The 24,588-nt window shown below is 53.9% G+C and carries 21 protein-coding genes, 1 tRNA gene and 2 pseudogenes; 12 read left to right on the forward strand and 12 right to left on the reverse strand.

Annotated elements, in window-relative coordinates; translation table 11 throughout:
• Nucleotides 1–70 precede the first annotated feature (70 nt).
• Nucleotides 71–1,891, forward strand: coding sequence for a hypothetical protein (locus CPH65_RS16875; RefSeq protein ID WP_157747756.1), 1,821 nt, complete (start codon nt 71–73; stop codon nt 1,889–1,891).
• Between the two features lie 3 nt (nt 1,892–1,894).
• Here CPH65_RS16875 and CPH65_RS16880 read toward each other — a convergent pair whose 3' ends face one another.
• Entirely contained in the window at nt 1,895–2,092 is a 198-nt protein-coding gene (locus CPH65_RS16880) for a DUF2842 domain-containing protein (RefSeq protein WP_096174944.1), read from the reverse strand.
• A gap of 303 nt (nt 2,093–2,395) precedes the next feature.
• Between CPH65_RS16880 and CPH65_RS16885 the strand changes: the two genes are divergently transcribed.
• A complete protein-coding gene (locus CPH65_RS16885) occupies nt 2,396–3,493 on the forward strand; it encodes a COX15/CtaA family protein (protein ID WP_096174945.1) in 1,098 nt (365 codons plus the stop codon).
• Nucleotides 3,494–3,565: 72 nt separating this feature from the next.
• On the opposite strand, the gene CPH65_RS16890 is transcribed toward CPH65_RS16885, so the two are convergent.
• From CPH65_RS16890 to CPH65_RS16900, 3 genes are all read right to left on the reverse strand, one after another.
• A complete protein-coding gene (locus tag CPH65_RS16890; RefSeq protein ID WP_096174946.1) occupies nt 3,566–4,846 on the reverse strand; it encodes an O-acetylhomoserine aminocarboxypropyltransferase in 1,281 nt (426 codons plus the stop codon).
• 329 nt (nt 4,847–5,175) lie between these two features.
• Nucleotides 5,176–5,601, reverse strand: coding sequence for a CoA-binding protein (locus tag CPH65_RS16895; protein ID WP_096174947.1), 426 nt, complete (start codon nt 5,599–5,601; stop codon nt 5,176–5,178).
• A gap of 11 nt (nt 5,602–5,612) precedes the next feature.
• Entirely contained in the window at nt 5,613–6,428 is an 816-nt protein-coding gene (locus tag CPH65_RS16900; RefSeq protein WP_096174948.1) for an enoyl-CoA hydratase, read from the reverse strand.
• A 220-nt stretch (nt 6,429–6,648) separates the two neighbouring features.
• On the opposite strand from CPH65_RS16900, the gene CPH65_RS16905 reads away from it, so the two are divergent.
• The 3 genes from CPH65_RS16905 to rpsI all read left to right on the forward strand — a co-directional run bounded on the left by CPH65_RS16905 (nt 6,649) and on the right by rpsI (nt 8,738).
• Nucleotides 6,649–7,560 carry an aminoglycoside phosphotransferase family protein gene (locus tag CPH65_RS16905; RefSeq protein ID WP_157747757.1) on the forward strand — a complete coding sequence of 304 codons (912 nt, stop codon included), beginning with the start codon at nt 6,649–6,651 and terminating at the stop codon, nt 7,558–7,560.
• Nucleotides 7,561–7,791: 231 nt separating this feature from the next.
• Nucleotides 7,792–8,259 (forward strand): 50S ribosomal protein L13, encoded by a 468-nt coding sequence (gene rplM, locus CPH65_RS16910; RefSeq protein WP_096174950.1) that lies wholly within the window; start codon nt 7,792–7,794, stop codon nt 8,257–8,259.
• Nucleotides 8,256–8,738 (forward strand): 30S ribosomal protein S9, encoded by a 483-nt coding sequence (rpsI, locus tag CPH65_RS16915; protein ID WP_096174951.1) that lies wholly within the window; start codon nt 8,256–8,258, stop codon nt 8,736–8,738. The genes rplM and rpsI overlap by 4 nt, the downstream gene beginning before the upstream one ends.
• A gap of 142 nt (nt 8,739–8,880) precedes the next feature.
• On the opposite strand, the gene CPH65_RS16920 is transcribed toward rpsI, so the two are convergent.
• A complete protein-coding gene (locus CPH65_RS16920) occupies nt 8,881–11,961 on the reverse strand; it encodes an efflux RND transporter permease subunit (protein ID WP_096174952.1) in 3,081 nt (1,026 codons plus the stop codon).
• Between the two features lie 12 nt (nt 11,962–11,973).
• Nucleotides 11,974–13,068, reverse strand: a complete 1,095-nt coding sequence (locus CPH65_RS16925) for an efflux RND transporter periplasmic adaptor subunit (protein ID WP_096174953.1) — start codon at nt 13,066–13,068, stop codon at nt 11,974–11,976.
• 179 nt (nt 13,069–13,247) lie between these two features.
• Here CPH65_RS16925 and CPH65_RS16930 point away from each other — a divergent pair, with 179 nt between their 5' ends.
• Together CPH65_RS16930 and CPH65_RS16935 are read left to right on the forward strand one after the other, a co-directional pair.
• The gene (locus tag CPH65_RS16930) at nt 13,248–13,874 is read left to right on the forward strand and encodes a TetR family transcriptional regulator (RefSeq protein WP_096174954.1); all 627 of its coding nucleotides are present in this window, start codon (nt 13,248–13,250) and stop codon (nt 13,872–13,874) included.
• Nucleotides 13,875–14,077: 203 nt separating this feature from the next.
• A tRNA-Ser gene (locus tag CPH65_RS16935) sits at nt 14,078–14,167 on the forward strand.
• Nucleotides 14,168–14,382: 215 nt separating this feature from the next.
• On the opposite strand, the gene CPH65_RS16940 is transcribed toward CPH65_RS16935, so the two are convergent.
• A protein-coding gene (locus CPH65_RS16940; protein ID WP_096171592.1) for an IS630 family transposase occupies nt 14,383–15,449 on the reverse strand; the annotation gives its coding sequence in 2 pieces (ribosomal slippage) (nt 14,383–14,945 and nt 14,945–15,449; 1,068 coding nt in all).
• 203 nt (nt 15,450–15,652) lie between these two features.
• Nucleotides 15,653–16,603 carry an IS481 family transposase gene (locus tag CPH65_RS16950; protein WP_096174221.1) on the reverse strand — a complete coding sequence of 317 codons (951 nt, stop codon included), beginning with the start codon at nt 16,601–16,603 and terminating at the stop codon, nt 15,653–15,655.
• A 208-nt stretch (nt 16,604–16,811) separates the two neighbouring features.
• Here CPH65_RS16950 and CPH65_RS16955 point away from each other — a divergent pair, with 208 nt between their 5' ends.
• The 3 genes from CPH65_RS16955 (at nt 16,812) to CPH65_RS16965 (ending at nt 19,904) form a co-directional block, all read left to right on the forward strand.
• Entirely contained in the window at nt 16,812–17,123 is a 312-nt protein-coding gene (locus tag CPH65_RS16955; protein WP_096174956.1) for a hypothetical protein, read from the forward strand.
• Nucleotides 17,124–17,183: 60 nt separating this feature from the next.
• Nucleotides 17,184–18,584, forward strand: a complete 1,401-nt coding sequence (locus tag CPH65_RS16960; protein WP_157747758.1) for a hypothetical protein — start codon at nt 17,184–17,186, stop codon at nt 18,582–18,584.
• 96 nt (nt 18,585–18,680) lie between these two features.
• On the forward strand, nt 18,681–19,904 hold the full coding sequence (locus CPH65_RS16965) for an IS256 family transposase (protein ID WP_096171596.1): 1,224 nt from the start codon (nt 18,681–18,683) through the stop codon (nt 19,902–19,904).
• Between the two features lie 316 nt (nt 19,905–20,220).
• Here CPH65_RS16965 and CPH65_RS16970 read toward each other — a convergent pair whose 3' ends face one another.
• The 3 genes and pseudogenes from CPH65_RS16970 to CPH65_RS16980 form a co-directional block, all read right to left on the reverse strand.
• Complete coding sequence (locus CPH65_RS16970; protein WP_157747759.1) at nt 20,221–21,198, reverse strand: NAD(P)-dependent oxidoreductase; 978 nt, start codon at nt 21,196–21,198, stop codon at nt 20,221–20,223.
• Nucleotides 21,191–21,763 (reverse strand): TetR/AcrR family transcriptional regulator, encoded by a 573-nt coding sequence (locus CPH65_RS16975; RefSeq protein WP_096174958.1) that lies wholly within the window; start codon nt 21,761–21,763, stop codon nt 21,191–21,193. The genes CPH65_RS16970 and CPH65_RS16975 overlap by 8 nt, the downstream gene beginning before the upstream one ends.
• A 103-nt stretch (nt 21,764–21,866) precedes the next feature.
• Nucleotides 21,867–22,109, reverse strand: a pseudogene (locus tag CPH65_RS16980) (LysR substrate-binding domain-containing protein); the annotation flags it as partial.
• A gap of 131 nt (nt 22,110–22,240) precedes the next feature.
• Between CPH65_RS16980 and CPH65_RS16985 the strand changes: the two are divergent.
• Both CPH65_RS16985 and CPH65_RS16990 read left to right on the forward strand, forming a co-directional pair.
• Nucleotides 22,241–23,046 (forward strand): annotated as a pseudogene (locus CPH65_RS16985) (PLP-dependent aminotransferase family protein); the annotation flags it as partial.
• Between the two features lie 326 nt (nt 23,047–23,372).
• A complete protein-coding gene (locus CPH65_RS16990; RefSeq protein ID WP_096174960.1) occupies nt 23,373–24,032 on the forward strand; it encodes a transglycosylase domain-containing protein in 660 nt (219 codons plus the stop codon).
• Nucleotides 24,033–24,064: 32 nt separating this feature from the next.
• Here CPH65_RS16990 and CPH65_RS16995 read toward each other — a convergent pair whose 3' ends face one another.
• Nucleotides 24,065–24,484 carry a hypothetical protein gene (locus CPH65_RS16995; protein ID WP_096174961.1) on the reverse strand — a complete coding sequence of 140 codons (420 nt, stop codon included), beginning with the start codon at nt 24,482–24,484 and terminating at the stop codon, nt 24,065–24,067.
• Nucleotides 24,485–24,588: the final 104 nt, after the last annotated feature.

The raw sequence follows: 24,588 nt of genomic DNA on the forward strand, positions 1-24,588 counted from the left end.
TTGAAAAAACGACTCTTCGAGCTGCATGCCAATGTCGATTCGACCAACACACGAGCACCAAAAAGAACAAGTGAGCGATGCCCCAATTGATCGGGCAGGGGAGCGAGTATCAAAACCTCGCTTTTCGCTGCCGAACTGGAAACGCAGGCTATGTCTGACGCTGGTGGCATCCATGTTGATCGGTGCTGGTGTCTATGGTGCGATGAAACATCCAGCCCAGGTTTATCAGGCAACGGCACGTGTGCTTCTGCTCAGCCAGCAGGAGCAATATCTTGTAAAACAGGCTGCTGTGGTCGAAGAGAAAGCCAAGGCACGCATCGACGCCGAAGAGTTGGACGCGCTTTTGCCGTCGCAATCCGTCGCAATTGATATCGCTGACGCCTTTGATCTGCGATCGGATCCCTATTTTGCACGAAGATCCGTACTGGACAGGATTCTGGCCTTTTTGGGAGCAGATTTGCTGATTAGCAAAAGCTCTGCGCAGCTAGCGAGCAATATCAACCAGTCCATTATCGTCCAGCCCGATCCGGAAAAGCGTATCGTCAAGCTCGGGTTTCTCGCTCCAGATGCGGAGCAGGCTGCGGAAATTGCCAACCGGCTGGCGTCGCTCTATCTCGCAAACCTCAAGGATAATCAAAAAGCCGAATTGCAGCAGGCTGTCGACAAACTGGCTGAGGATGTCAATCAACTCGCATCCCATCGCAACCGCTTGCTGGACCGCATTCGGCGGATTCAGGCCCAGCTGAGCCGCACCAACCTCGCCACAGCCGAACCTGGCTTGGACGAAGGGGAGCAACTGGTGTCGCTCATCGCTCAGGAGCGGGCGCAGAAAAGCATGCTCAACCGCATGATGGCTCGGCAACGCGAGGCGGAAACCAGACTGGAACTGGACTTGTTGCCGCCCCGCGCCCGTTTGCTATCGCAAGCCACTGCGCCAACCCGGGTCATCCATGACCCTGCCGCACTCTATGGTCTGTTGGTGGCGCTGTTGTTCTTGTCCGCCAATGCGCTGCGCTGGTTCCGTTTGATGTCGAAAGCATCGGGTGATGTTTCGGCAAAACCCAAAGCTGCAAAGCGCCAGGCCCCCAAATGGTCAGAGGTCATATCTGTCAAGATCAAAAGCAAGGTGGGCCTGACTGCTAAAAATGCAGGTGAGGGTCGTTCAGATGACGAGCAGAGCCCTGCAGAGCAATCTGGTGAACGGGAAAAGACCGAACCCATTGAGCCAAGACCCAACAATCGGTTGGCTCTTCATCGCTTGGCTCTCAGTGGCGTGGGTGGCCATGTCTCAGACATTGCCCGTTTGGCGTCCAAGCATACCTCCAAGCGCGTTGTCTTGATCTCCGAAGAACCGGATTGGGGAGATTTGGGAACGGACACGCTGAAAAGCTTTGCCAATGCAGGCTTGCGGATCATTCATGTCGGCCTTGACGAGAATAGAACCTTCAACCGCAAACAGAGCGGCAAGCTGCGCGTGGGCCTTTCTGATCTGATCGATGATCTGGCACGGGGAGGAGACCTCATCCATGGCGATGGGGCCACGGGGATCTGCTCTGTGTCCGTTGGATATCGGTCATTGCATTCAGAAGACTTCGCGAGCGAAAAACTTGCCAATTTCATGCAAGCGCTGGAGACCGTTTTCGATATTGTGTTTGTGGATCTGGGACCATTCTATAGCGATGAGGCAGCACTCAGGGCCTTTGGCGGAGGACGCAGCACTGTCGCGTGCATTCATGCCCCGCTCTCGGACATCAACCTGATAAAGCAGATCAATGACGTCATGTGTGATTTTGGTTATAGCGAGAGCCTGATCCTGCCGCTCGGACCACGGCTGCTCAAGCAACGGATCGCCAAGATGCGGCAGTCTCCAACCCCTGTTGCGGCAGAATAGCCGTTACTTCTCCATCCAGCGAATAATCAAGCCGGCAGGGATCACCCAAAGCGCGCCAGTGACGATAAAGAACAGGATCTGCATCCACGGTTCGGCCCGCGCCACAACCACGGCGCCAAGTGTCATACCAATAGCAGCATAGAACACGATCAGGCTCACAAGAGCGATCATTCCGAAGAATTTACGGGTGCGTTTGTTCATGTGTCAGCCGGGCCTTTGTCTATGGTGCGTTGCGGGCTTGAGCGTGCAAAGCCGTCTGGACGTGATAGCCCAGCTTGCAGGCAGAGAAAAGCCGAAACCGTCAGGACCGGGAAAAACGACGGTCGCGACTTTGGACGAACATGCCTGTGCGCACTCTGTTGGCATTCTCGATATTTTGCACAGCACCCCATGGGCAAACGGCAATTCCATCGCGTATAACTCTTTTAGACATTTGTTGCCGAACAGGGAATCGCTTCACACCGAGAGGTGAGAACACGGTCAGATCGAGGGAGAATCCAACCCATGGACGAGCAGATCTCTGCGGCCGAGAGGGCCAGCCGATATGTAGACAGGGCGCCCAGCAAAGTCGGACGAGCCCGCCCGGTTGTTCGAAACTGGCTCTATTTCGTCGCCTTTCTCGTGCTGTTGATGGTTGTCGTGGGGGGAGCGACGCGCCTGACGGACTCCGGCCTCTCGATCACGGAGTGGAAGCCGATCCACGGCGCTATTCCTCCCATGTCCGCTGCTGAATGGACTGAGGAATTCCAGAAATACAGGCAATATCCCGAGTATCAGCGCGTCAACAAAGGCATGTCGCTTGATGAGTTCAAATTCATCTTCTGGTGGGAATGGGGCCATCGCCAGCTTGGGCGCTTCATCGGGGTCGCCTTTTTCGTGCCCATGCTGTTCTTCTGGCTGACGGGGCGTCTGTCTGATGGCATAAAGCCCGGTCTATTGGTGCTGTTGGGGCTGGGCGCCCTGCAAGGGGGCGTCGGCTGGTGGATGGTGGCGTCCGGCCTTGTTGACCGGGTTGATGTCAGCCAATACCGCCTTGCGACCCATCTCACCTTTGCCGCTGTCATTTTTGTCATGCTGATCTGGGTGGCGCGAGGCTATCGGCGCGCTGATCGGATGCCGGAGTGTGTCAGTGCCGACCGTCACATCCTGCCTGCGAGCATCCTGCTCCTGCTCCTGCTTATGCAGATCTTCCTAGGTGGTCTGGTTGCTGGCACCCATGCGGGGATGACATACAACACCTGGCCCTTGATGGATGGACAGTTGATCCCGGATGGTCTGTTCGTGTTCGATCCGCCTTGGCTCGCCGCCTTCGAGGACCGGATGACCATCCAGTTCAACCACCGCATACTGGCCTATGTCATCGCTTTGTGGACCTTGTTCATCTGGGTGCGAACCTGGCGTGATCCCTATGCGGCGCAGATGACAATCGCAGCGACGGTGGTGGGGGTGCTTGTGGCGCTTCAGATTATCATCGGAATCGTCACGTTGTTGCTCGTGGTGCCTTTACATGCCGCCATGACCCATCAGGCGCTAGCCGTTATTCTTCTGGGGGTGACAACGATCAAGGTGCGCGATCTTTATGACAATGCGGTGCGCTTCTGACTTAGATGTCTGACGCAGATAACCGCAATAAAAAAGCCGGGATCGCTCCCGGCTTTCGTTATTCCGATTTGATCAGGCCATCGCCTGTTCGATGTCGGCCTTGATGTCTTTCAGATCCTCGATGCCGATGGACAGGCGGATCGTGTCTGGAGCAGCGCCTGCAGCAGACTTCTGCTCATCCGTGAGCTGACTGTGCGTGGTCGATGCCGGATGAATGGCCAGTGAGCGGGTGTCGCCGATGTTGGCAACATGGCTCAGAAGCTTGAGGCTGGTGATGAATTTCACCCCGGCCTCGTGGCCACCCTTGAGCCCGAATGTGAAGACCGAGCCGACGCCCTTGGGCATATATTTCTGCGCCAGAGCATTGTGTTCGCTCGATTCCAGACCGGCATAGGAAACCCAGCTGACCTTGTCATGTGTTTCGAGCCATTTGGCAATCGCCATGGCGTTTTCGCAGTGACGGTCCATGCGCAGTGGCAGGGTTTCGCAACCGGTCAGGATCTGGAAGGCGTTGAACGGAGAAATAGCCGGGCCAAGGTCACGCAGGCCAAGGACACGGCAAACGATGGCAAACGCAATGCCGCCGAACGTCTCGTGCATCTTGACGCCATTATATTCAGGGCGCGGCTCGCTCAGCATGGGGAACTTGTCGCTTGCTGACCAGTCGAACTTACCGCCATCAACGATGATTCCGCCCATGGAATTGCCGTGACCGCCAATGAATTTGGTCATCGAGTGGACAATGATGTCCGCGCCATGATCGAACGGCTTGCACAGGTAAGGCGTGGCCATGGTGTTGTCGACGATCAGCGGAATGCCGGCGTCATGCGCCACCTTGGCAAAACCTTCGATGTCACAGATGAACCCGCCCGGGTTGGCATTGCTCTCGATATAGATCGCTTTGGTTTTCTCGTCGATCAGGGCGCGTGCGGCTTCCGGGTTGCTCGCGTCGGACCATTTGACCTTCCAGTCAAAGCTCTTGAAGGTATGGTTGAACTGGTTGATCGAACCGCCATAGAGCTTGTCGGCAGCGATGAAGTTGTCACCGGGGCTCATCAGGGCGTGAAAGGTGACGAGCTGCGCGGCATGGCCGGAAGCGACCGCAAGCGCTGCGGTCCCGCCTTCGAGCGCTGCAATCCGCTCTTCAAGCGCAGCCTGCGTCGGGTTCATGATACGGGTGTAGATGTTCCCGAATTCCTGAAGCCCGAACAGGGCTGCAGCATGATCGGTATCGCGAAACTGATAGGACGTGGTCTGATAGATCGGTGTTGCCCGTGCTCCGGTTGTCGGATCTGGAGCAGAACCTGCGTGGATGGCCTGAGTTGCAAAGCCGGGCGTGGTTTCATTGCTCATGATATCCCCCTTGTTCGATTCTTGTTCAATGACGATTGGGGCCGCGCATTCCTTGAGGAGGTTGGCGGCCAGCGTTTGGTGGCAATATGTGGAAGGACTTTATCTCAGCGCGCCATCGTTCGCTAATTCAAATATGAAAATTGAATTTCAAATTTAAAGTCATCGGCGCACATATTTTCTAATTTCATCTGACCGAAAATAGTGAGGCGAAAACCTATGGCGTTTGAAGCGCGCATTCGCTGCAATCAAATATTACGACACGGCATGTGCGCCATTCCATCGCGCCAGACTGCGAAATCGCTGGGCGAGCTGAGAGCCCGAGGGTGGGGCTAGTCAGATACGACGCGTGGGTATTCGATCTTGGGGCAGCGGTTCATGACGACCTTGAGGCCCGCTGCTTCTGCACGCGCCGCGGCCTCATGATTGATCACGCCCACCTGCATCCAGACAACCTTGGCCCCGACCGCGATGGCTTCATCCGTGACACCGCCAGCAGCTTCGGAATTGCGAAAGACATCGACCATATCAACCGGATCGCTGATGTCCGCCAATGTGGCAACGACCGGGCGCCCGAGAATTTCGCCGCCTGCCTGTCCCGGATTGACGGGAATGACGATGTATCCCTTGGAAAGCAGAAATTCCATCACCTGATAGCTCGGGCGAGATGGCTTGTCACTTGCGCCCACGAGCGCAATGGTTCTGACATCGTCAAGAATAGTTCGGATATAGTCGTCGGAATAATGCGTGTGGTCCACGAGAGCTGCCTCTATTTTTTGCTGGGCCAGACAGGGTCGCGCTTCTCGAGATAGGCGCTGATTCCTTCTTTTGCGTCGGCATGCAGAAGGTTCTCTGTCATGACATGGGACGCAAGATCATAAGCCTCATTGAGGGTCATGTCAGCCTGTCGATAGAAGGTTTCTTTACCGAACTTGATGGCGTCTGACGACTTGTTGGCAATCTCGGAGGCATATTTGTCAACAGCGGTCTGAAGATATTCAAGCGGAACAACCCGGTTGACCAGCCCGTAGGACTTGGCAGTATGGGCGTCGATCGGCTCGCCGGTGATCAGCATTTCCATCGCCTGTTTGGGCGGAATGAGGCGGGTGAGGGCCACCATGGCGGTCGTGCCAAACACGCCGATATCAACGCCCGGCGTTCGGAACGTCGCTTCATTGACAGCGATGACCAGATCACAAGTCGCGACCAACTGACAACCCGCTGCATAGGCCGGTCCCTGAACTTCAGCTATGACCATCTTGGGAATGTTGATGATGGTCTGCATCAGCGCCACGCTGGTACGCGTGATCCGGGCAAAGAAATGCTTGCCGCCATCCGAATCCGACCGGTGCGCCGTGAAGTCGTTGAGATTGTAGCCACCGCAGAAGACCGGGCCGTTGGCTGCCAGAATAATCACGCGCGTGCATTCGTCCTGACCGGCACGTTCAAGCTCAAGGATGAGGCTGGCCATCATTTCTTCGGTCAGAAGGTTGCGCCCCTTTGGCCCGTTCATGGTTAGTCGCCGCACGGGACCATTCTGTTCAACAAGGACAAGAGAGGCTTTTTCGGGGGTGATGGCCGACATATTCGGTCTCCTCAATTCAAGTTCATGCTTGCACTTCTTCTGCTTGATGGATTGAAGCGCATGTCGGTTGAAGCAACAAAATCGAGTGCGAGCGGCCAAGAAACGCGGCGGCATTTCACACGAGTTCGGAGATTGATCACGGGCCAAGAAGAGAGTCAAGTTGTCCTCTTGCATAGCAGCTTTTCCAGTGGCACCAATAGGGACGAGGGAGAGCAGCTCTGTGATCAAACCGATTACCCAGCACGAAAAGGTCCGTCAGTCACTTGGTTGGCTCGCGGAGGTAGAAACAGGGCAGGACTGGCTTAATCGCCTCCCAACAACGCTGCAGCATGTGTGTTGGCAGTGGGGGCTTGAATTGGCTGGAGAGCCGCATGGTGGCGGATCTGTGTCTTTGGTCCTGCCTGTGGTCAAGCGAGGGATTGCCACGCCCATGGTTCTCAAGATCCAGTGGCCCCATCGAGAATGCCGTGATGAAGCCGCAGCCTTACGAATCTGGAATGGCAATGGCGCAATCTATCTGCTTGATCATGATCCTCTCAATCACGCCCTGTTGCTTGAGGCCTGTCGGCCCGGCACCTTTCTGGCTGGCGGCATGCGGACTGCTTTGGCGGTTTATGCCGATATCCTGCCGCGTCTGTGGGTGAAAACGGATGAACCCGTAAGGCGTCTCGAAGAGGAAGCCCGCATGTGGATGAAAAATCTGCACCTGATCCGCGAGCAAAGCAGCCCGGACATGGTGCCCCTCATTGACTGCGCGCTGAATTGGGGTACACGTCTGATCGATACACAAGGAGAGCAGGTTCTGTTGCATCAGGATTTGCATGGGCACAATGTTCTTGCCGCAGAACGTACGCCCTGGCTGGCAATCGACCCCAAGCCGCTGATTGGCGAGCGTGAATTTGCTCTTGCCTCAATTGTCAGAGGCTTCGAGTTTGGCCACAGCAAAATAGAGACCATGACCAGACTGGACCAATTGTGCCGCATGTTTCATCTGAACAGGGAGCGAGCCTTGGGTTGGACCATCCTTCAAACGGTCGCATGGTGTCAGGGCAGCCCGCATGAAAAGATGCATTGCGAAACCGTGAGGTGGTTGATGGAGGAGGGAGGTGGCCGAGATCGTGCGACCTCATGAGGCATTGTTTGCCGACAGGCATGAACTGGCGGGTCATTTTCCGCCACAAACAGAGTGTTTTATGTGGTAAATAAATACCGTAAAATCATACTATTGATTTCATTGATGTTTTTCGAGTGAAATTGCTTGACAAAGTTTTAGAGATCCATATAAACAGCGCCAGACATTGCGGCGACCAGCTCAACGGTCGCCGTTTCGCGTTGTCATAACGACACTGAGAACGGAAGAGCAATGAAAACTTTTTCTGCAAATCCTTCCAATATCGAGAAGAAATGGATTCTGATCGATGCGGAAGATCTGGTGCTGGGTCGCCTTGCTTCGCTGATCGCGATGCGTCTGCGCGGCAAGCACAAAGCTACCTTTACACCGCACATGGATTGCGGTGACAATGTTATCGTCATCAATGCTGCCAAGGTCATGCTGACCGGCCGCAAATACGAGAACAAGAAATACTACTGGCACACTGGCCATCCGGGCGGCATCAAAGAGCGTACCGCACGCCAGATCATCGAGGGCAAGTTCCCCGAGCGTGTGCTTCAGAAAGCCGTGCAGCGCATGATGCCGGGCGGTCCTTTGACCCGTACCCAGCTTTCAAATCTGCGCGTCTATGCCGGTTCCGAGCATCCGCATGAAGCACAGACTCCTGAAGTGCTGGACGTCAAATCCTTGAATGCCAAAAACGTGAGGGTCGTCAAATGAGTGATTCAGTCCAGTCTCTAGAAGATCTCGGCTCCGCAGTTGGCATTGAAGCTGAAGAGTCTGCTCCGGTTCATGTTCAGAAGCTCGATGCCCTTGGCCGTGCTTATGCAACCGGCAAACGTAAAGATGCTGTTGCCCGCGTCTGGATCAAACCAGGTTCCGGCAAAATCACCGTCAACAAGAAAGAGATGCCCGACTATTTCGGTCGTCCCGTTCTTCAGATGGTTGTTCAGCAGCCCATCATCGCAGCTGATCGCGCTGGCCAGTTCGACATCATCTGCACTGTTGCTGGTGGTGGTCTGTCCGGTCAGGCTGGTGCCATCCGTCACGGCCTTTCCAAGGCTCTGACCTACTACGAGCCGGGCCTGCGCGCTGTCCTCAAAAAGGGCGGCTTCCTTACTCGCGACTCTCGTGTCGTTGAACGTAAGAAATACGGTCGCGCAAAAGCTCGTCGTTCGTTCCAGTTCTCCAAGCGTTAATCGCACGGAGTTCGAAAGAACAATCAAGTTTCAAGAAGGCGGTCCTCGGGCCGCCTTTTTTGTTTGTCCTATGCGTGTCGTCCACAAAAAAGGGCTGTCTCATGACAGCCCTTTTTGATGCGTTAAGTCGCTGGCACAAAGATCACGACGTGATGGTTTCGCCCTGCCGATAGGATATGCCGTAGAAGAGGGCAAAAAGCACTGGAACGACAATCAGCGTCAGGACCGTTGCTGCCGTCAGCCCGAACATGATCGTAACCGCGAGCGGAGCGAAGAAAATGTCAAACAGCAGAGGCAGAAGGCCAAGAACGGTCGTCAATGCCGCCATGGTCACCGGCCTGAGGCGCGAAACGGCGGCACGCGTGATGGAATCATGCATGTTGAGCCCGTCCTCCTCATTGAGCCGTTTGATCTCCTCGATCAGAACAATACCATTCTTGAGCAACATGCCCGAAAGCGACAGGAAGCCAAGAAGAGCGGTGAAGCTGAATGGCTGATCGAACAGCAACAGCCCGGCGGTCACACCGATAATGGCGAGCGGCACCGTCAGCCAGACCACAAGGGTCTGCTTGAAGGAATTGAACAGCATCACGGTGATCGCAAACATCACCAGCACTCCCAGCGGCACGAAGGTAAAGACAGCTTCGTTCGCCATCGACTGGGACTCATGCTCGCCACCCCACGAAAGGGCGTAGCCCGGCGGTAATTCGAGTGCTGAGACCTGCGGCTGCAGTCGCTCGAACAGGGCAAAGCTGTTGGTGTCCGAGTCCGGATCCGGGTCGGCCCAGACTTTGATGGTGCGCTTGCGATCGCGGCGCATCACCAAGGGGTCTTCCCACTCAAGATCAATGGAATAGACCACCTGATCAATGCCGACATAGCGTTTCAGAACCGGGCTGTAGACCTGAATGTTGCCCAGATCTTCGACGCTTGATCGTTCATCAAGCGGTGGCCTGAGGATAATCGGCAAGGTCGTGGAGCCTTCGCGAACCTTGGCGATTTCAATGCCCTTCACATTCATCAGGATGGCCCTGTCGACATCCGCTTTGGAGATTCCCAAGCGTCGGGCTTCCGCTTCGGCAAACTGAGGCCTTAAAACCTTGGTGCGTTCCCGCCAGTCATGACGCACATTGATCGTGTCAGGATCCTTGCGGTAAATCGCCATGATGTCACGCGCGATCCGGCGCAGCTCTGCCGGATCCGGCCCGCTGATGCGCGCCTCGATCTTGGCTGCATTGGCTGGCCCGATCTGGAACCGATCCGACTTGATGAACGCCTGAGGAGCACGCTCCTTGAGTGTTTTATCGACCCAGGACCGCACCCCGGGCAGGTCTTCATACTTGTTCACCTCAATGATGAACTGGCCATAGTTGGCGTAACTGCGCTCTGAATTGTAGGTAAGCATGAACCGTGCCGCGCCCTGACCGATGGTCGTCGTGATCTGCTTGATCTTGTCGTTTTTCTCAAGCACAGCCTCCAGTTGGGTCATGTCCTTGATGGTTTTGCGAATGTCCGATCCCTGCGGTAGCCAGTAGTCCACCGTAAAGGACGGCAGGTTGGACGGCGGGAAGAAAGCCTGATTAACAAAACCAAAGCCATAAATGGCGCCAGCGAGGCCGCCCAGAAGGACAATGACAGTCAGCCATCGAAACCGCAGGGCGAGAAGCAATCCCCATTTGTAAAGATGGTAGAAAACGCCCTGATATGGATCTGAGTCTTCCGTTTCTCCGTCCGTCTTCACATTTGCTTCCGAGAACATCAGCGACGCCAAAAACGGCGTCAACGTGATGGCCAGAATCCATGAGATCATCAACGAAATCAGAAGGATCCAGAATAGAGAGCCCGTGAATTCACCAGACTGGTCCGGTGACAAGCCGATAGGCGCAAAGGCAACCACTGCAATGACCGTTGTGCCGAACAACGGCCAGACGGTCTGCGAGACGATCCTGCGTGCAGCCTGTACACGCGTCAAACCTTGTTTGAGACCAATCAGGATCCCGTCCGTGATCACGATCGCATTGTCAACGAGCATCCCAAGCGCAATGATCAGCGCGCCCAGCGAAACGCGGTGCAGGTCGATGGCAGCAATCTTCATCACGATGAATGTGCCTGAGATGGTCAGCAACAGCACAAGGCTCATCAGGATACCGGACCGAAGACCCATCGTGACGAGCAAAACCACGATGACAATACCAACCGCCTGCGCAAGCGAGACGAGGAAGCTGTTGATCGAGGCAGCAACCAGAGCGGGCTGATCATAGATCGTTGAAAGCGAGATCCCGACCGGGCGCTGATAGTCCAGCTCGGCAAGTCGGTCCTTTATACGCCCACCGACCTCGACCACATTGACACCGGAAGAAAAGGAAATACCCAGAGACAGTGCCTGTTTGCCGTTGAAACGGTAGACATGATCAGGCGGTTGCTTATAGCCGGTTTTGACGTCAGCGACATCTGACAGATAGATCAACTGATCTCCTGTCTGGCCCAACAGAACGTCGCGGATCTTGCTTTCATCGTCGTATGAGCCGGTCGAGCTGATCCGGATATACTCGCTGCCGACCTTGATGTTGCCGGCGTTGGAAACGAGATTCTGGTCCTGAAGAAGTTTCTGCAGGCTGGCAACAGAAAGATTATAGGCGCTCAATTTTGCGCGGCTGACCTCAAGGATGATCTGTTTTTGCAGTTCGCCACTGACAGAGACCTTGCCGACGCCGTCCACCAGCACAAGTTCGCGTCGGAGAAAATCTGCATAGTCATTGAGTTCCTGATGGCTGTAGCCATCGCCAGTGACCGCCATGAAGATGCCGTAGACATCGCCAAAATCGTCATTGATGATCGGGGTGCCCGAACCGATCGGCAGGCTTGCCTGCATGTCCCGGATCTTGCGCCGCATCTCATCCCAGATCTGGGCCAGATCATCCTTTCGGTAGGAGGGCTTCATTTCGACGGTAACCTGGCTGAGACCAGCCGATGAAACCGAGGTGATATTGTCGACATAGGCGAGCTGCTGCAGGGCTGTCTCAATGGGTAGCGTGACTTCCTCTTCAACCTCAAGGGCTGACGCACCCGGATAACCGGTTACGATGACAGCCTGCTTGATGGTGAATTCAGGATCTTCAAGGCGTCCCAGATCCATGAAGGCAATAGCCCCTCCAACCAGCAGGAGGATAGTCATCATCCAGCTGACGGTTTTCTTTTCGATGGCGTAATCTGTCAAGTTCATGAGATTTAACCCTTACAGGCCGCCTTCCTTCTTATAGGGACGCACCTTCATGCTTTCTGTGACATGAGCAACCCCGACGGCAACCACGCGATCACCTTCATCAAGGCCGGACTTGAGACGAATGGCGCCTTCCTCAATACCAAACACATCCACTGCGGTCTTTCGGGTCTGGTTGTTCTCGTCGACCCTCCAGACCCACTTTTTACCGCCTTCATCAAAAACAGAGCCGAGCGGGACGACAAGACCCTTAATGCCCTGACTACTCATCGCCTTTACCATGTCTATATCGACACTGACGCTCATGCCGGGAAGAACCGTAATGTCTTCAGGTCGCGGCATCGTAACCGTAACCCTGAAAGAACGGGTCACTGCGTCAGGCTGCGCCTCGTGCTCCTTGTAGACGGCGGTAAAGACCCTGTTCGGCAGCGCGTCAAAGCGCACATTGACTTGTGGTTTGACGACGAGCTTCATCGGATTGAAAATCAGGAAGATCTTTTCAGGCACGTTGAAAATGACGTCGATATTGTCGCCATCCTGAAAGTTCACAACAGTGGTGCCAGCGCCCACATATTGGTAGCGCTCCACATCGACCGTCGCGACCGTGCCGTCATAGGGAGCGTGGAGCGTGGCATAGTCAACATTCTCTCTGGCGCTTTTCAAGGCTGCCGCCGCAGAATCAAAGGTGGACTGGGCCGTGTCGAGCGAGGCTTTGGCGACATGATTTTGTTTGAACAGGGTTCTTGTTCGCTCAAGTTGTGTCTTGGCTAGATCGAAGCTGGCTTGCTTTTCGGCCAGAGCATTCTGGTAGGTCGCGTCATCGAGGCGCGCTATAACGTCACCTTCCTTAAGGGCCTCCCCTGAGCGAACCGGCAAGTCGCTGATTTGGCCGGGAACGCGGAACGCCAGAACGGAACTGCGCGAGGCATGCGTGACGCTGGGGAACGTCTTGTGAATGCTGAAGGCGACCTTCTGGGCCGTTGCTATCTTGGCAGGGCGGGCAAGGGGATCTTCTTTCTGAGCCTCTTGCGCGCCGACAGGAAAAAGACCGTCACTGCAACCGGCAAGCAAGCCGACAGAAACGAGAACGATGGCGAAATGTTTGATCATGGCTCGCTATCACAGGATTGAGGAAAAGAGGAGGACTCGAATTTGTGATTTGAATATTTAAATACATACATGTATGTATAATTGTAAAGTGAATTGTCAAAGGTACCGAGACTTTTCAATCAAGCGTCGTTAACGACAAGCCCATAAACACCATCCATAAACACCATATAGGAGACGCAATGGCCCGAAAGACCAAGAAACAGGCGGAGCAGACCTACCACACGCTTCTGGATGCTGCGTCCGAGCTTTTCTACAATCAGGGCTATACGCAGACGACACTCAATGAAATCGCCCGTCACGCTGGCATGACGCGTGGGGCGGTCTATTGGCATTTTTCAAGCAAGTCCGACATTGTGCAGGCAATCTGGGAGCATCACGCAGAGCCGGTGTTCAATCCGATCAGCCTCGGACTCAACGAACTGTCAGAGGACAATCCGGCAAAAGACTTTCGGGCTGCAGTATCAAGGTTGCTCAGCCTCATCGCCAGCGATCAGCGCCTGGCCCGGGCCTTGTTCATACTCATGCACAATATGGAAACATCCGTGAAGGATGGTCAGTTGCTGGACTTTCTGAAACAAGCCCATGCGATGGTCCTGGATACCTTGCAACAGAGTTTCGATGCGATCAACAGGGCAGGGCAGCTGCGTGATTCCCTGAATACAAAGCACGCATCGCTCAGCTTCTTCTGTCTGCTGCTTGGGGTGGTCCACCAGTCACTGCTGCCATTTCGCTATCTCGATGTCGGAACGGACGGGCACATCATCATGATTGACTTTCTCGACGGTGCCTTGAAGCCATCCAAATGAATTCTTTCTCGCGAACCAATATGGTCGAGGCCCGACCGATCGCAGAAGCCGCCCATCCGGTTCGTTCAGTCACCGCAAGTCAACAAAGATTGGCACAAAACCACAAGCGCACATCAGCCAAGGGCTTAGGCTCATGTGGAAATGTCAAACACATGACAAAATAGACGTTGCTTCACACCTCCTTGATCTTTAAACACGACTGCGGAGAGGTGGCCGAGTGGTCGAAGGCGCGCCCCTGCTAAGGGCGTAGGCGGGTAACTGTCTCGAGGGTTCGAATCCCTTCCTCTCCGCCATTTTCTAAGCGATAAATTGAAATTTCTATCGTAAATTCAATCGCTCGATGCGCGAGCTCCCGCAAGATCCTCCAAATTTGCTACACATTTTGCTACACAAACCTATGCAAAGGTCTATGGCCCTTTCCACGGTTTTCTTCAATTCTCCATGTTGAGTGGAGCTGACTGAGCGCTTCAACCTGCAAGGGATGCATTCAAGCTAATACCAACGGCATTTAATTCTGACCTTCTTGAGCCCATTTTCTCATACCTATTGAATGGATGATGGTTGGGTTGGCGGAGAGGCTCTTCCATGCTTGGCAACCAGCATCAAGAATGGCGGCATAGTCTTCGAAGACCCGATTGGACAGGAAGGTACCGCGCAGATACTGCCAAATATTCTCAACTGGGTTCAGTTCCGGTGATTTGGAAGGCAACAGGAGGATGGTGATATTCTTGGGCACGTTGAGTCTGCTTGTCGTATGCCATCCGGCACGATCCATCAGCACCACGGCATGAGCGCCGCGCGCCACTGTCCTTGAGACTTCTTCGAGGTGCATTTGCATGGCCTGTGTATTTGCAAAAGGCATCATCAATCCCGCGCCAACGCCACGCGCTGGACATATTGCACCGAACAGATAGGCATTTTTATATCGCTGATCGGCTGGCAGACGTGGTCTGGTTCCCTTTTTTGCCCATAGTCGGGCCAGTCCATTCTTCTGACCAAGCCTAGCCTCATCTTGCCACCAAATCTCGATGGGCTTGTTCTTTGGCAAATGGCCTACATGCGCTGCCAACGTTGCGGAGAAGTTTTTTTGAAAGCATCAATGACTTCAGGCTTTTGTTCTGGATGTTGAGGTCGACCAGATATGCGCACATACCCCATGCGGCGCAAAAGATCCCGTACTCCACGTTCCTTGTAGGAGACCCCAAACCGCTCTTGGATCACACGCACCAGATCCTGGCTACGCCAGACAGAGACGCCGTCCTTCTCAGGATCAGGACCGGTTTCAACGATAGCAACAAACTCTTCGAGCTGTTCTGGGCTCAAGCGCATGGGAGCGCCGGTTGCTTTGATGTCGACAAGACCATCGGTGCCTTGCTCATTGAAGCGAAGAACCCAATCTCGCAAAGTCTGGCGGTCCATACCGCCGACTTTGGCGGCATCAGCACGGTTCATGCCGTCATAGACAGCCGCAATGGCCAGTAGGCGGCGGCTCTGTTTGGCATTGCGGCATCCTTTGGCAAGACGGCGCAAACTATCGGCGTCAAAAGCATCGCTAAGAATCAAAGCGGCAGACATGGCAAAATCTCCTTTGCCATGTTGAATCACGCCAGTGCTAAAAATGGAATCCCTAAAGAGTCAGAACTTCACGCCCTTGGTATAAGTAGCTCGGCATTGGTCGATTTACATGAATTGCAGCATGCGATTATGCGCCTGCTTTACAGCAGGTCTGTTCCGGGCGGGAAGTTGCCCTTCGCTGCAAGGGCGAACCACACTCAAGCCTAACTGTTCGGTCCCGGGATTTGATGGATCGGATTCATTTTGAATCTTTCCGGATCCTCTGTCCACTTTTTGCAGATAAATTCGTATGGGGTCAGGCCCCTTAGCGTCTTCAATCGTCTAGCGAAGTTGTAGGCATCTATGAAAACAGCCAGATGCTTCTGGAGTTGCTCGTGATCGTCGTAATGGAACCGTTTGACGGTGGCATCCTTAATAGTCCGGTTCATCCTCTCGACCTGACCGTTGGTCCATGGGTGCTTCACTTTTGTCAGGCGGTGTTCAATGCCGTTTCCAGTGCAGACCCGGTCAAAGATGTGCTGGAACTCATGGAGATCGCGAGACCGATTGGTGAACTGGATGCCATTGTCGGTCAGAACAGTATGGATGGTATAGGGCACAGTGGCGACCAGATTGCGCAGGAACTGTGCAGCATTCATCTTTCCTGCCTTGGTATAGAGTTCAACGAAGGCATACTTGGAAGTCCGGTCAATAGCCACAAAGAGATAGAGCTTGCCTTCAGCTGTCTGTACCTGGGCAATATCGATATGGAAATAGCCGATCGGATAGCTCTTGAAACGCTTCTTTGGCTGCTTGTCGCCTTCGACACTCGGTAGTCGCGAAACTCCGTGTCGTTGCAGGCATCTGTGCAGTGAAGAGCGCGTCAGATGCGGGATTGTCGGCTGGAGTGCATAAAGGCAGTCGTCGAGAGGCAACAAGGTATGCCTGCGGAAGGCGACAATGGTCGCTTCTTCTTGCCGCGAAAGCACAGTCGAACGTGGCTCCTTCGGTCCGGTTCTTAAGTCCGCTTGTGAGGTGCGCGTCTTCCACTTGACGACCGTTTTCTGATTGATGCCGTATCGCTTGGAAAGCACTCTCAGGCTCTCTTGACTATTTTGTATTGCTCGACGGACTGCCTCTGTCGTCGTGGCGCTGCCGTGTAGAACTTGGCCCATAGTGCTTCCCTCCATTCAAATGAGAAAGGTGCACCATCAAAGCATGGGATCAAACACCTAACCTCTAAGCAGACCTTGCATAGCGGCCGAATTTCCTTAAATTGCTTGAGTGTTCCGATCCATCAGTTTTTTTGAACGACTATTCAGTTCTTTCTGCTATTGCTCAATTTATTTGCCCAAACGTCACCATTGAACCTTCGGAAAAATTATGTTCCCAAACTTCATTCATGATTTGCCGCTCCCAGACGACAGTATTTCACCGAAGCTAAAGGCGCTGCTCACACCAATCGGCTTAGACTCATTTGAGCGCCCCGAAATATCATCGCGCTATGAGCATGATCAATACGGCCCACATTACGAATACATACACATGATTTTGGCCTTAACAGATGGGCCCGATACGATTTCATTGGACGACTTCCATGAAACGTCTGACGGTGTCGTGAACTTTTCAACTCCTATTGTTGATGAATGTGGCGGGCTGGTTGATCCTGCGCCAAACATATCGGGCTATGATTAAGTCGTAGCATCTTGCGGAAATGGGGCATTCTATACCTATAATTTAGCTGAAAAGGTATGGATGACACTCGGCTTGTCACCCCGATGTGTCGGCGGAAACGACCAAAAAATCATATATGATGACTTGGCCCTTCCCGAATTTAGTGTGGCCGAAGGGGAGGTTTCTAGTTCGTATCATTTTAGTTCTAGCAGAAACATCAGTTGGCGAATGTCCAATGAATATCTTAGGAATTACCTTTGGATGCGTGGAAAATACGGAACGAGAGTGTTTTTCTATGAAGCTAACATCACTGACACTCCAGACATAACGACACTGCTGGGGGCGAAAACACACATAAATTTCAAGCCTGACGGTGGATGGTATGATCTATGCATTCGGCGCATCAATGGCAAGATTTTGGTTCAGCTTTGGGCTGTAGTTTGTTCCATTTCTCCCGAGAAATGCCAATTACAATCGGCGGATAGCTTGACTTGGCCCGGTGTGAGTGGGGTGATGAATCATCAACGTGCTAATGCACTGGTAGATCCTTCAATCATATACCTCGACGACCGCTTTCTGGAGCGCTATGAACAGAACAGCTTTTACGAGACCACTCCTTTTGAAGACAATGGCAGTTGGACATGCAATCCATCTTACTCTGGGCAATGGTCCTTCACTGATTGCCGCCGCATAGGACGAAACTTGATAAAGGTTCGCCTCCGTGAATTGTACAAAGGCAAGCCGGATAGAGAAATAGTTTGGGCGCACTCGCATACTGTTGCTCTAGGGGGTGTCGATCAAACTGACTTGGAAGAAGAGCATATCGTTGCAAAAGTCCAGCGCTTTCTTGATACGCTTCTGGACCTGGCAGATGGACTCGCATGGTTAGCGGGGGAGTTGGGGAGCGACGGTCTATCCTCCGAAGAGTTGATTGGTATATCCCGTGAAGAGCTACGCGCTGAGCGGTGGTTGCCATATCCTAAACTTAGCCGTCTTGCTCAGGTTGCGCCTCTTGACATGACCGAGCAACAGTTTCTCTCACGATGTAAAGAAATTCATGAGTTATGGCAAAAACTTCCCAATGGCGTCGTTAGAAAAGTTATCGATCAAGCCGGTCATGACAGCAAAAAATACAAGAGCTTCGGCAGTCTAAAACTTCTACAGGTTCTGACGAATGTTCTTGAGAGGCTTAATAGCAACCGCGAGACAGTCTCTAGCTTTGATGCCGGACATCAAGACGCTGAGGTGACCGGTCGAGATTCTCGACTGGCTCCGCTGTTTCTGACCGCTGACCTCCGGAATGCTGACGCCCATATTGGTGGATCAATTTCGCAAACACTTAGCGATCTGGGGTTTGATATGTCTCAGACCAATTCAGGCTACGGAAGAGCACTAGACTATGTCTTTGATCAGAATATTGCATCTTTCGCACATGTAACGTCAGAGATTGATACGGGCCTGTCGCAAACTTTTTTGGCATAGAATTTCATTCCAGTTCTTTGCTTTTTGCGGTCGAATGCGGGACTATGGAGAATTTTGTGCCCTGGCGTGGTAACTCTAATATGAGGAGACCCACGTATGAGCATCGACAAAGCCCTTTTGGATCATCTGATGGAAGGCCGCAAAGCGGGCGATCTGTTCGGAGAGGACGGGATTCTGCAAGAACTGACCAAGGCGCTGGCCGAACGAGCCCTGAGCGCCGAACTGGACGAGCATCTGACCGAAGAACGCGCCGATGCGCCGCCTGAAGGCGCGAACCAGGCGCTAAATCGTCGCAATGGCCGCAGCCAGAAGACGGTGACCACCGACAGCGGGAAGGTCATTCTCGACATTCCCCGTGACCGCAACGGCAGCTTTGATCCTCTGCTGATCGCCAAGTATCAGCGCCGCTTTCCCGAGTTCGACACCAAGATCATCAGCATGTACGCGCGCGGGATGACGACCCGCGAGATCCAGGGGCATATCGAGGATATCTATGGTATAGAGGCGTCCCCGAGCCTGATTTCGGCGATCACCGATGCCGTGATGGAGGAAGTGACCGCCTGGCAGAACCGCCCGCTGGAACCGTGTTATCCGATTGTGTTCATGGACGCGATCCGGGTCAAGATCCGCACCGACGGCGTGGTTCTGAACAAGGCGGTTTTTGTGGCCCTGGCTGTTCTCCCGGACGGCACCCGCGACGTTCTGGGGCTTTGGTTCCAGGCCAATGAGGGTGCCAAGTTCTGGGCTAAAGTTCTCAGCGATCTGCGCAACCGTGGCGTTCAGGACATTCTCATCGCCGTCGTGGACGGTCTGAAGGGCTTCCCCCAGGCCATCGAGGCAGCCTTTCCTCAGACCCAGGTCCAGACCTGTATCGTGCATCTGCTGCGCCATTCCATGAGCTTTGCCAGCTACAAGGATCGCAAGGCCGTCGCAGCGGCTCTTAAGGCTGTCTACACCGCTGTGGACGCCACAGCCGCGGAGGCGGCGCTGGCGGAGTTCGAAAACAGCGACCTTGCCGCCAAATACCCGGCAATCGCACCGAGTTGGCGCCGGACTTGGAACGAGGTGATCCCGTTCCTTGACTATCCGCCCCAAGTGCGCAGGCTGATCTACACCACGAACGCCATTGAAGCACTGAACTCGAAAATCCGCCGGGCCGTTCGCTCCCGCGGGCATTTCCCCAGTGACGAGGCAGCTGCGAAATTGATTTATCTCGCGCTAAATGCTACCTCTGTGGAATGGAAACGCTCCGTGCGCGAATGGCACTCAGTGAAAAGCCAGTTCGCAATAATGTTCGAAGATCGTTTCCAAATGGCGTAATTAATGCGCCAGGGCACAAAATTCTCCATAGCCCCATTGGGTGATCCGGGAAGACTGAAATAACGCAACGATCCACAAGCAAGGAGATCTGCCGCGTGTATCTAACGTCTACGGGCAAAGTGTCCCGGTGTATCGCTGTTCGCTTCCTTCCAACGGGCACTTTTCAATTCCAGAGACGTTGACAGTGTTGCTCCGTAACTTCTGGCGAACAATGACCGCGCCTTCCTTGCTGATCCCGTAAACCTGAAAAACACTCTTGGCTATATCAAGTCCAATTGTGGTAGCTCACTTCATGAACGGCTTTCCTTCCGGCAGATTATCGGTTTCGAACCCTGAGCTCTTCCAGTCCTTCCTGCCAGCCGACGATCGGTAGATAGCCGAGCTCCTGTTTAGTCTTGGAGATATCGAGCGTGATCTCAACAGCACTCGTCGCATATTCCTGAAAACTCAGAGGTCCGCGCAGCCGGCCTCCAGACAGACGATAGAGACCATCGCCCACACGCGCAATCAGGCGCAGAATGGGGCGCGGGACTGATTTGTTGGGGGGCGAAATCCCCTGCGTTGCCAGCAGGCCCGTCACAGTTTCCCGAAATGATCGGGCCGGACCGTCGGAGATATGATAGATTTCACCGGCTCGCCCATTGGTTAGTGCCAAGTCTACCGCATGGCACAGATTGCCCACATGGGTCGTGGAGCAAAGATAATGTCCTCCGGAGATCCAGGCGAACTGTCCGTTTCGCACCATGGCCGCCAGCGTCGGCAGTGCCGTGGTGTCGTCGCGCCCCCAGATCATGCGGGGACGAAGGGCAATGACGGCCATGGTGTCACTGTTGCGATTCAGTGCGATCCGCTCTGCTTCGGCCTTGCCGCAAGAGTAGGCACCGGCGGGACGGCGGGGAAGGGGATGGTGTTCATCGACATTCCTCAGTGGGTGGCCATCCTGCAACACGGAATCCGAACTGATGTGAACCAGGCGTCGGATTCCCGCATCTGAGGCTGCGGCAATGACGGCCTCGGCACCACGGGCATTTTGTTCATAAGCGTTCCGACCAGATCCATGGTCGAGGTTGGCGGCCGCGTGAACCAATTCTGTGGCTCCGGTCATCAGCGGTGAAAGGTCGTCGCGCAGCAGGTCACCCCGAACCACGTTGGCTCCCAATCCGGCTATCAGCTCTGCGCTTTGGTCGCTGCGCGCGAGGCCAGTTACCTGATGTCCGCCATTCTTGAAATGTCGAATGAGGTTTCGCCCTACATAGCCGTTCGCGCCGGTGAGAAAGATATGACGTTTAGTCATTTGAGCTCTCCCCGGTGAGTGTCCTTTTTCGGACCAGCGTTTCTATGTCTTCGAGGATTTCGGTGCGTTCGGTCTCGCTCCATTCAACCAACCCCATGTGCTGCTGGAACTTGAGGCCTTCCAGAGCAAGCCAGGCGAGACGTGTGGTGCGGGCATCGGCTGCGGCTTCAATTACCGTCTCGCGCAGATTTGTCTGGTTGGAACGGAACACGCTGCGAAGCGCTTCATCCTGCATCAGCGCAGAGATCAGTCCGAGGACGGCGGCGTTGCCTTCATTGCCCCACAGCGTTCGCTTGGTGGCCTCCACCCTGCCGAGCAACGGCGCGTCCTCTTGTCCCGCGAATTCTGCTTCGCAACGCGCATTGAACGCATTATCAGCCTTGATCGTCCGTGCGACGAGGGCAGCCAGAAGATCCCGTTTGCTGGTGTGCTCGTAAAGAACAGTCGCCTTGGAAACCCCCGCCTCTTTCGCAACGGCGCCCAGCGTCAGAACACCATCGCGGGCGATCACACGTTCCACGGCATCAAGAATATTTTCCTGATCATGCATGCGAGGACGGGGCATAATGCTCTCCTTATTTATTACCGACCGTTCGGATATAAACGTGGAGTAATCAACTGTCAAGGCGCTGGCCCTCCGGCGGCACTGCCGGAGGAGACTTGATGCTCTATCTTCCGAGATAGTTTGCGAGCTCGTCCGGTGTTCCCTTCGGGAAGGCCTCCCTCAAATGGTCGAGGAAGGCAGACACGCGGGCGCTCAGCAGCCGGCGCGTCGGGTAGAGCGTCCACAATGAGATCTCCGATCCTTCGACATCGCCCCAATGGACCAGCGTGCCATCGGCGATGTCAGGACTGACGAGGGATATCGGCAGGCGCGCAGCCCCCACTCCCATCCTGACCGCATCGCGCACCATGACGTGTGATGCCAGATTGAGGATCGGATTGACGGAGACACTCGCTGGGCCTGTCCTTGCCGTCCATCGTAATACTCATCGCTATTTTCCTCACTTATAGCATGAGCAGATTTTCAATGGGTCAATACATCGAGGCTTCTCCCGATTAGATTATCCTGACGGAATCAGGCACCCAAGCGGTTGATCTGCTTTGCCGATTTCTCATCGAACCGGGCGACAAGGTGTTGGTCGACGATCTTTGCTACTTCAATTTCCATGCCTTGTTGCGCGCCCATAGAGCCGAGATCATCAGTGTGCCTTACACGCCATCGGGCCCGGATCTCACCTTGTTCGAACAAGCGATAACCGAACACAAGCCGCGGATCTACATCACCAATTCGGCGCTGCACAATCCAACAGACGCAACACTGTCACCGGTCGTGACTCATCGCTTGCTCAAGTTGGCTGAACTGTCCGAGATGACAATCATTGAGGATGATATCTTTGCTGATTTTGAAGTCGAGGCCTCACCGCGCCCAAGGACTGGATCGAGGATCTCGCTGATTTGAAGATCGCGACGTCTTTTGGGGGAGGGCATTTCTCCGCTGAGCTGGTGTTGACCCTGCTCAAGGACGGCAGCTATCGCAAGCATATGGATGCCCTGCGTTCTTGATTGTCACGCTCCATGAGTGAGACAATCTCTCGCCTTGCTGAGATTGGACTGGCCCCATGGCTCGAGCCAACTGCAGGCATGTTCCTATGGTGTAAACTGCCGGATGGGCTTGATGCTGCAGATGTTGCCCGCCATGCATTGGCACAGGATGTCGTCCTTACGCCGGGTAATGCCTTCAGCCTGTCCCGGGCTGCAAGCGGTTTCATGCGCTTCAACGTTGCTCAAAGCGGCGATGACAGACTGTTCGCAATCTTGGTTGACGCCATGAAGAGAGCCCATTGAATAGGTTTCCAACTTCATAATGGTCACGTTGTATGGGGGGATTATTGAGCGAGTTGTGTTTATGAATCCGTTTTTGCGTTTGCTGTGAATAGGTCCGTTTTGACGTGCAACTATGTGCCTTCAACCGCGAAGTAATGGTGCACGCGCGTCTTGGGAGGAGGAGGCAGTCAACAGGTTCGCGTCCCCGTCGGATGCTTCAGCAAAGGCGGATTGAGAATTTCGGAAAATTCAATTTTCCTCCCTGTCATGCCTGACTAATATCTACTTTGGAAACGGGACCGCCAACGGGGATTGCTCCTCTGGCTCCCCGAGAACAGGGTTATGCCATGAGACGGTTCTTCAAGATCACACTCCTCTTTCTATTCATATGCATTTCGACGGTAGCATTGTATGGGGCACTTGGCTACTTCGACGCATTGGGCGACAGTGCGGCATTACGGCAACGCGCTAACACGATACTCTCCGAAAACCGCGGTGGGGCTTCACTTGGAGCCGATCGATACCGGCAAATTCTGCTCGTCCAAGACCCTAATTTTGAACACCATAACGGCGTAGATGTCACAACGCCGGGTGCAGGACTAACGACCATCAGCCAGTCCTTGGCGAAGCGCGTAGGCTTCAAGCAGTTCAAACCTGGGATAAGAAAGATCCGGCAGACTGGCTATGCCTTTGGATTGGAACAGGAGCTATCCAAAAAGCAGATCATGGCCTTGTGGCTTGATACCCTTGAAATGGGGCAGGGGCCCGATGGCTGGCTAACCGGGTTTCATCATGCGAGCGAAATTGTCTATGGCCTTCAACCCGCTGAGTTAGACGATGATCAGTTTTTAACCCTTGTCGCCGTGATCATTGCGCCCAGTCGTTACAATCTCCATGCTCAAGATGCTGCTTTGAAACAGCGCGTTGAGCGTATATCACGGCTGGTGGCGGGATCGTGTTCCGCACTCAGCAATTCTGATGTGTGGTTGGAAGGATGTCGCGAGTAACCTTGAGGTCCGCCACCATTGCATCATGCATGCTAGCTCTTGATGTCGACGGAATGCTGCATTCGAAACTGATCCTGTTCTCCAAAGCTCAAATCTTTGATGGCGTTCAGTGTTTCCGGGCCGTAGATCTTGCCAGCCAACTGGAAGATCTGTCCCTCAAACTGGACATCAAACACGTCAAGCTGCTCTCCGGCCTTTATCCTCTCGGACGATATCTGTTCTTTCAGCGTTAAAGAAGCGGAGAGATATTCTCTCGGAGACATGTGGACCTGTTGCTGTTTCAGGTCTTTCAGATCGGTCATCAATTCTGACAGATGCTCCGATCCTTTTGGACCTACAGCCTCTTCGGCTTGCTTCGGGCTGCTGTCAAATCTGGTTTCAGATGCAGATTGTTTCGAATTGTTGAAGGTGCTGAGTGTGACGAAGTTGTAGCTTGATCCTATTGTGCTCATGATTGATTTTCTCCTTTGTATTATGATCTTGATAGTAGGCAAAGGCTGTGCCAACTTTTCGGATTAAATAAAAAATCGACATGGCGCAGAATTGTTTGCTTAAA

The organism is Cohaesibacter sp. ES.047 (genome assembly GCF_900215505.1).
Classification (GTDB): Bacteria; Pseudomonadota; Alphaproteobacteria; order Rhizobiales; family Cohaesibacteraceae; genus Cohaesibacter.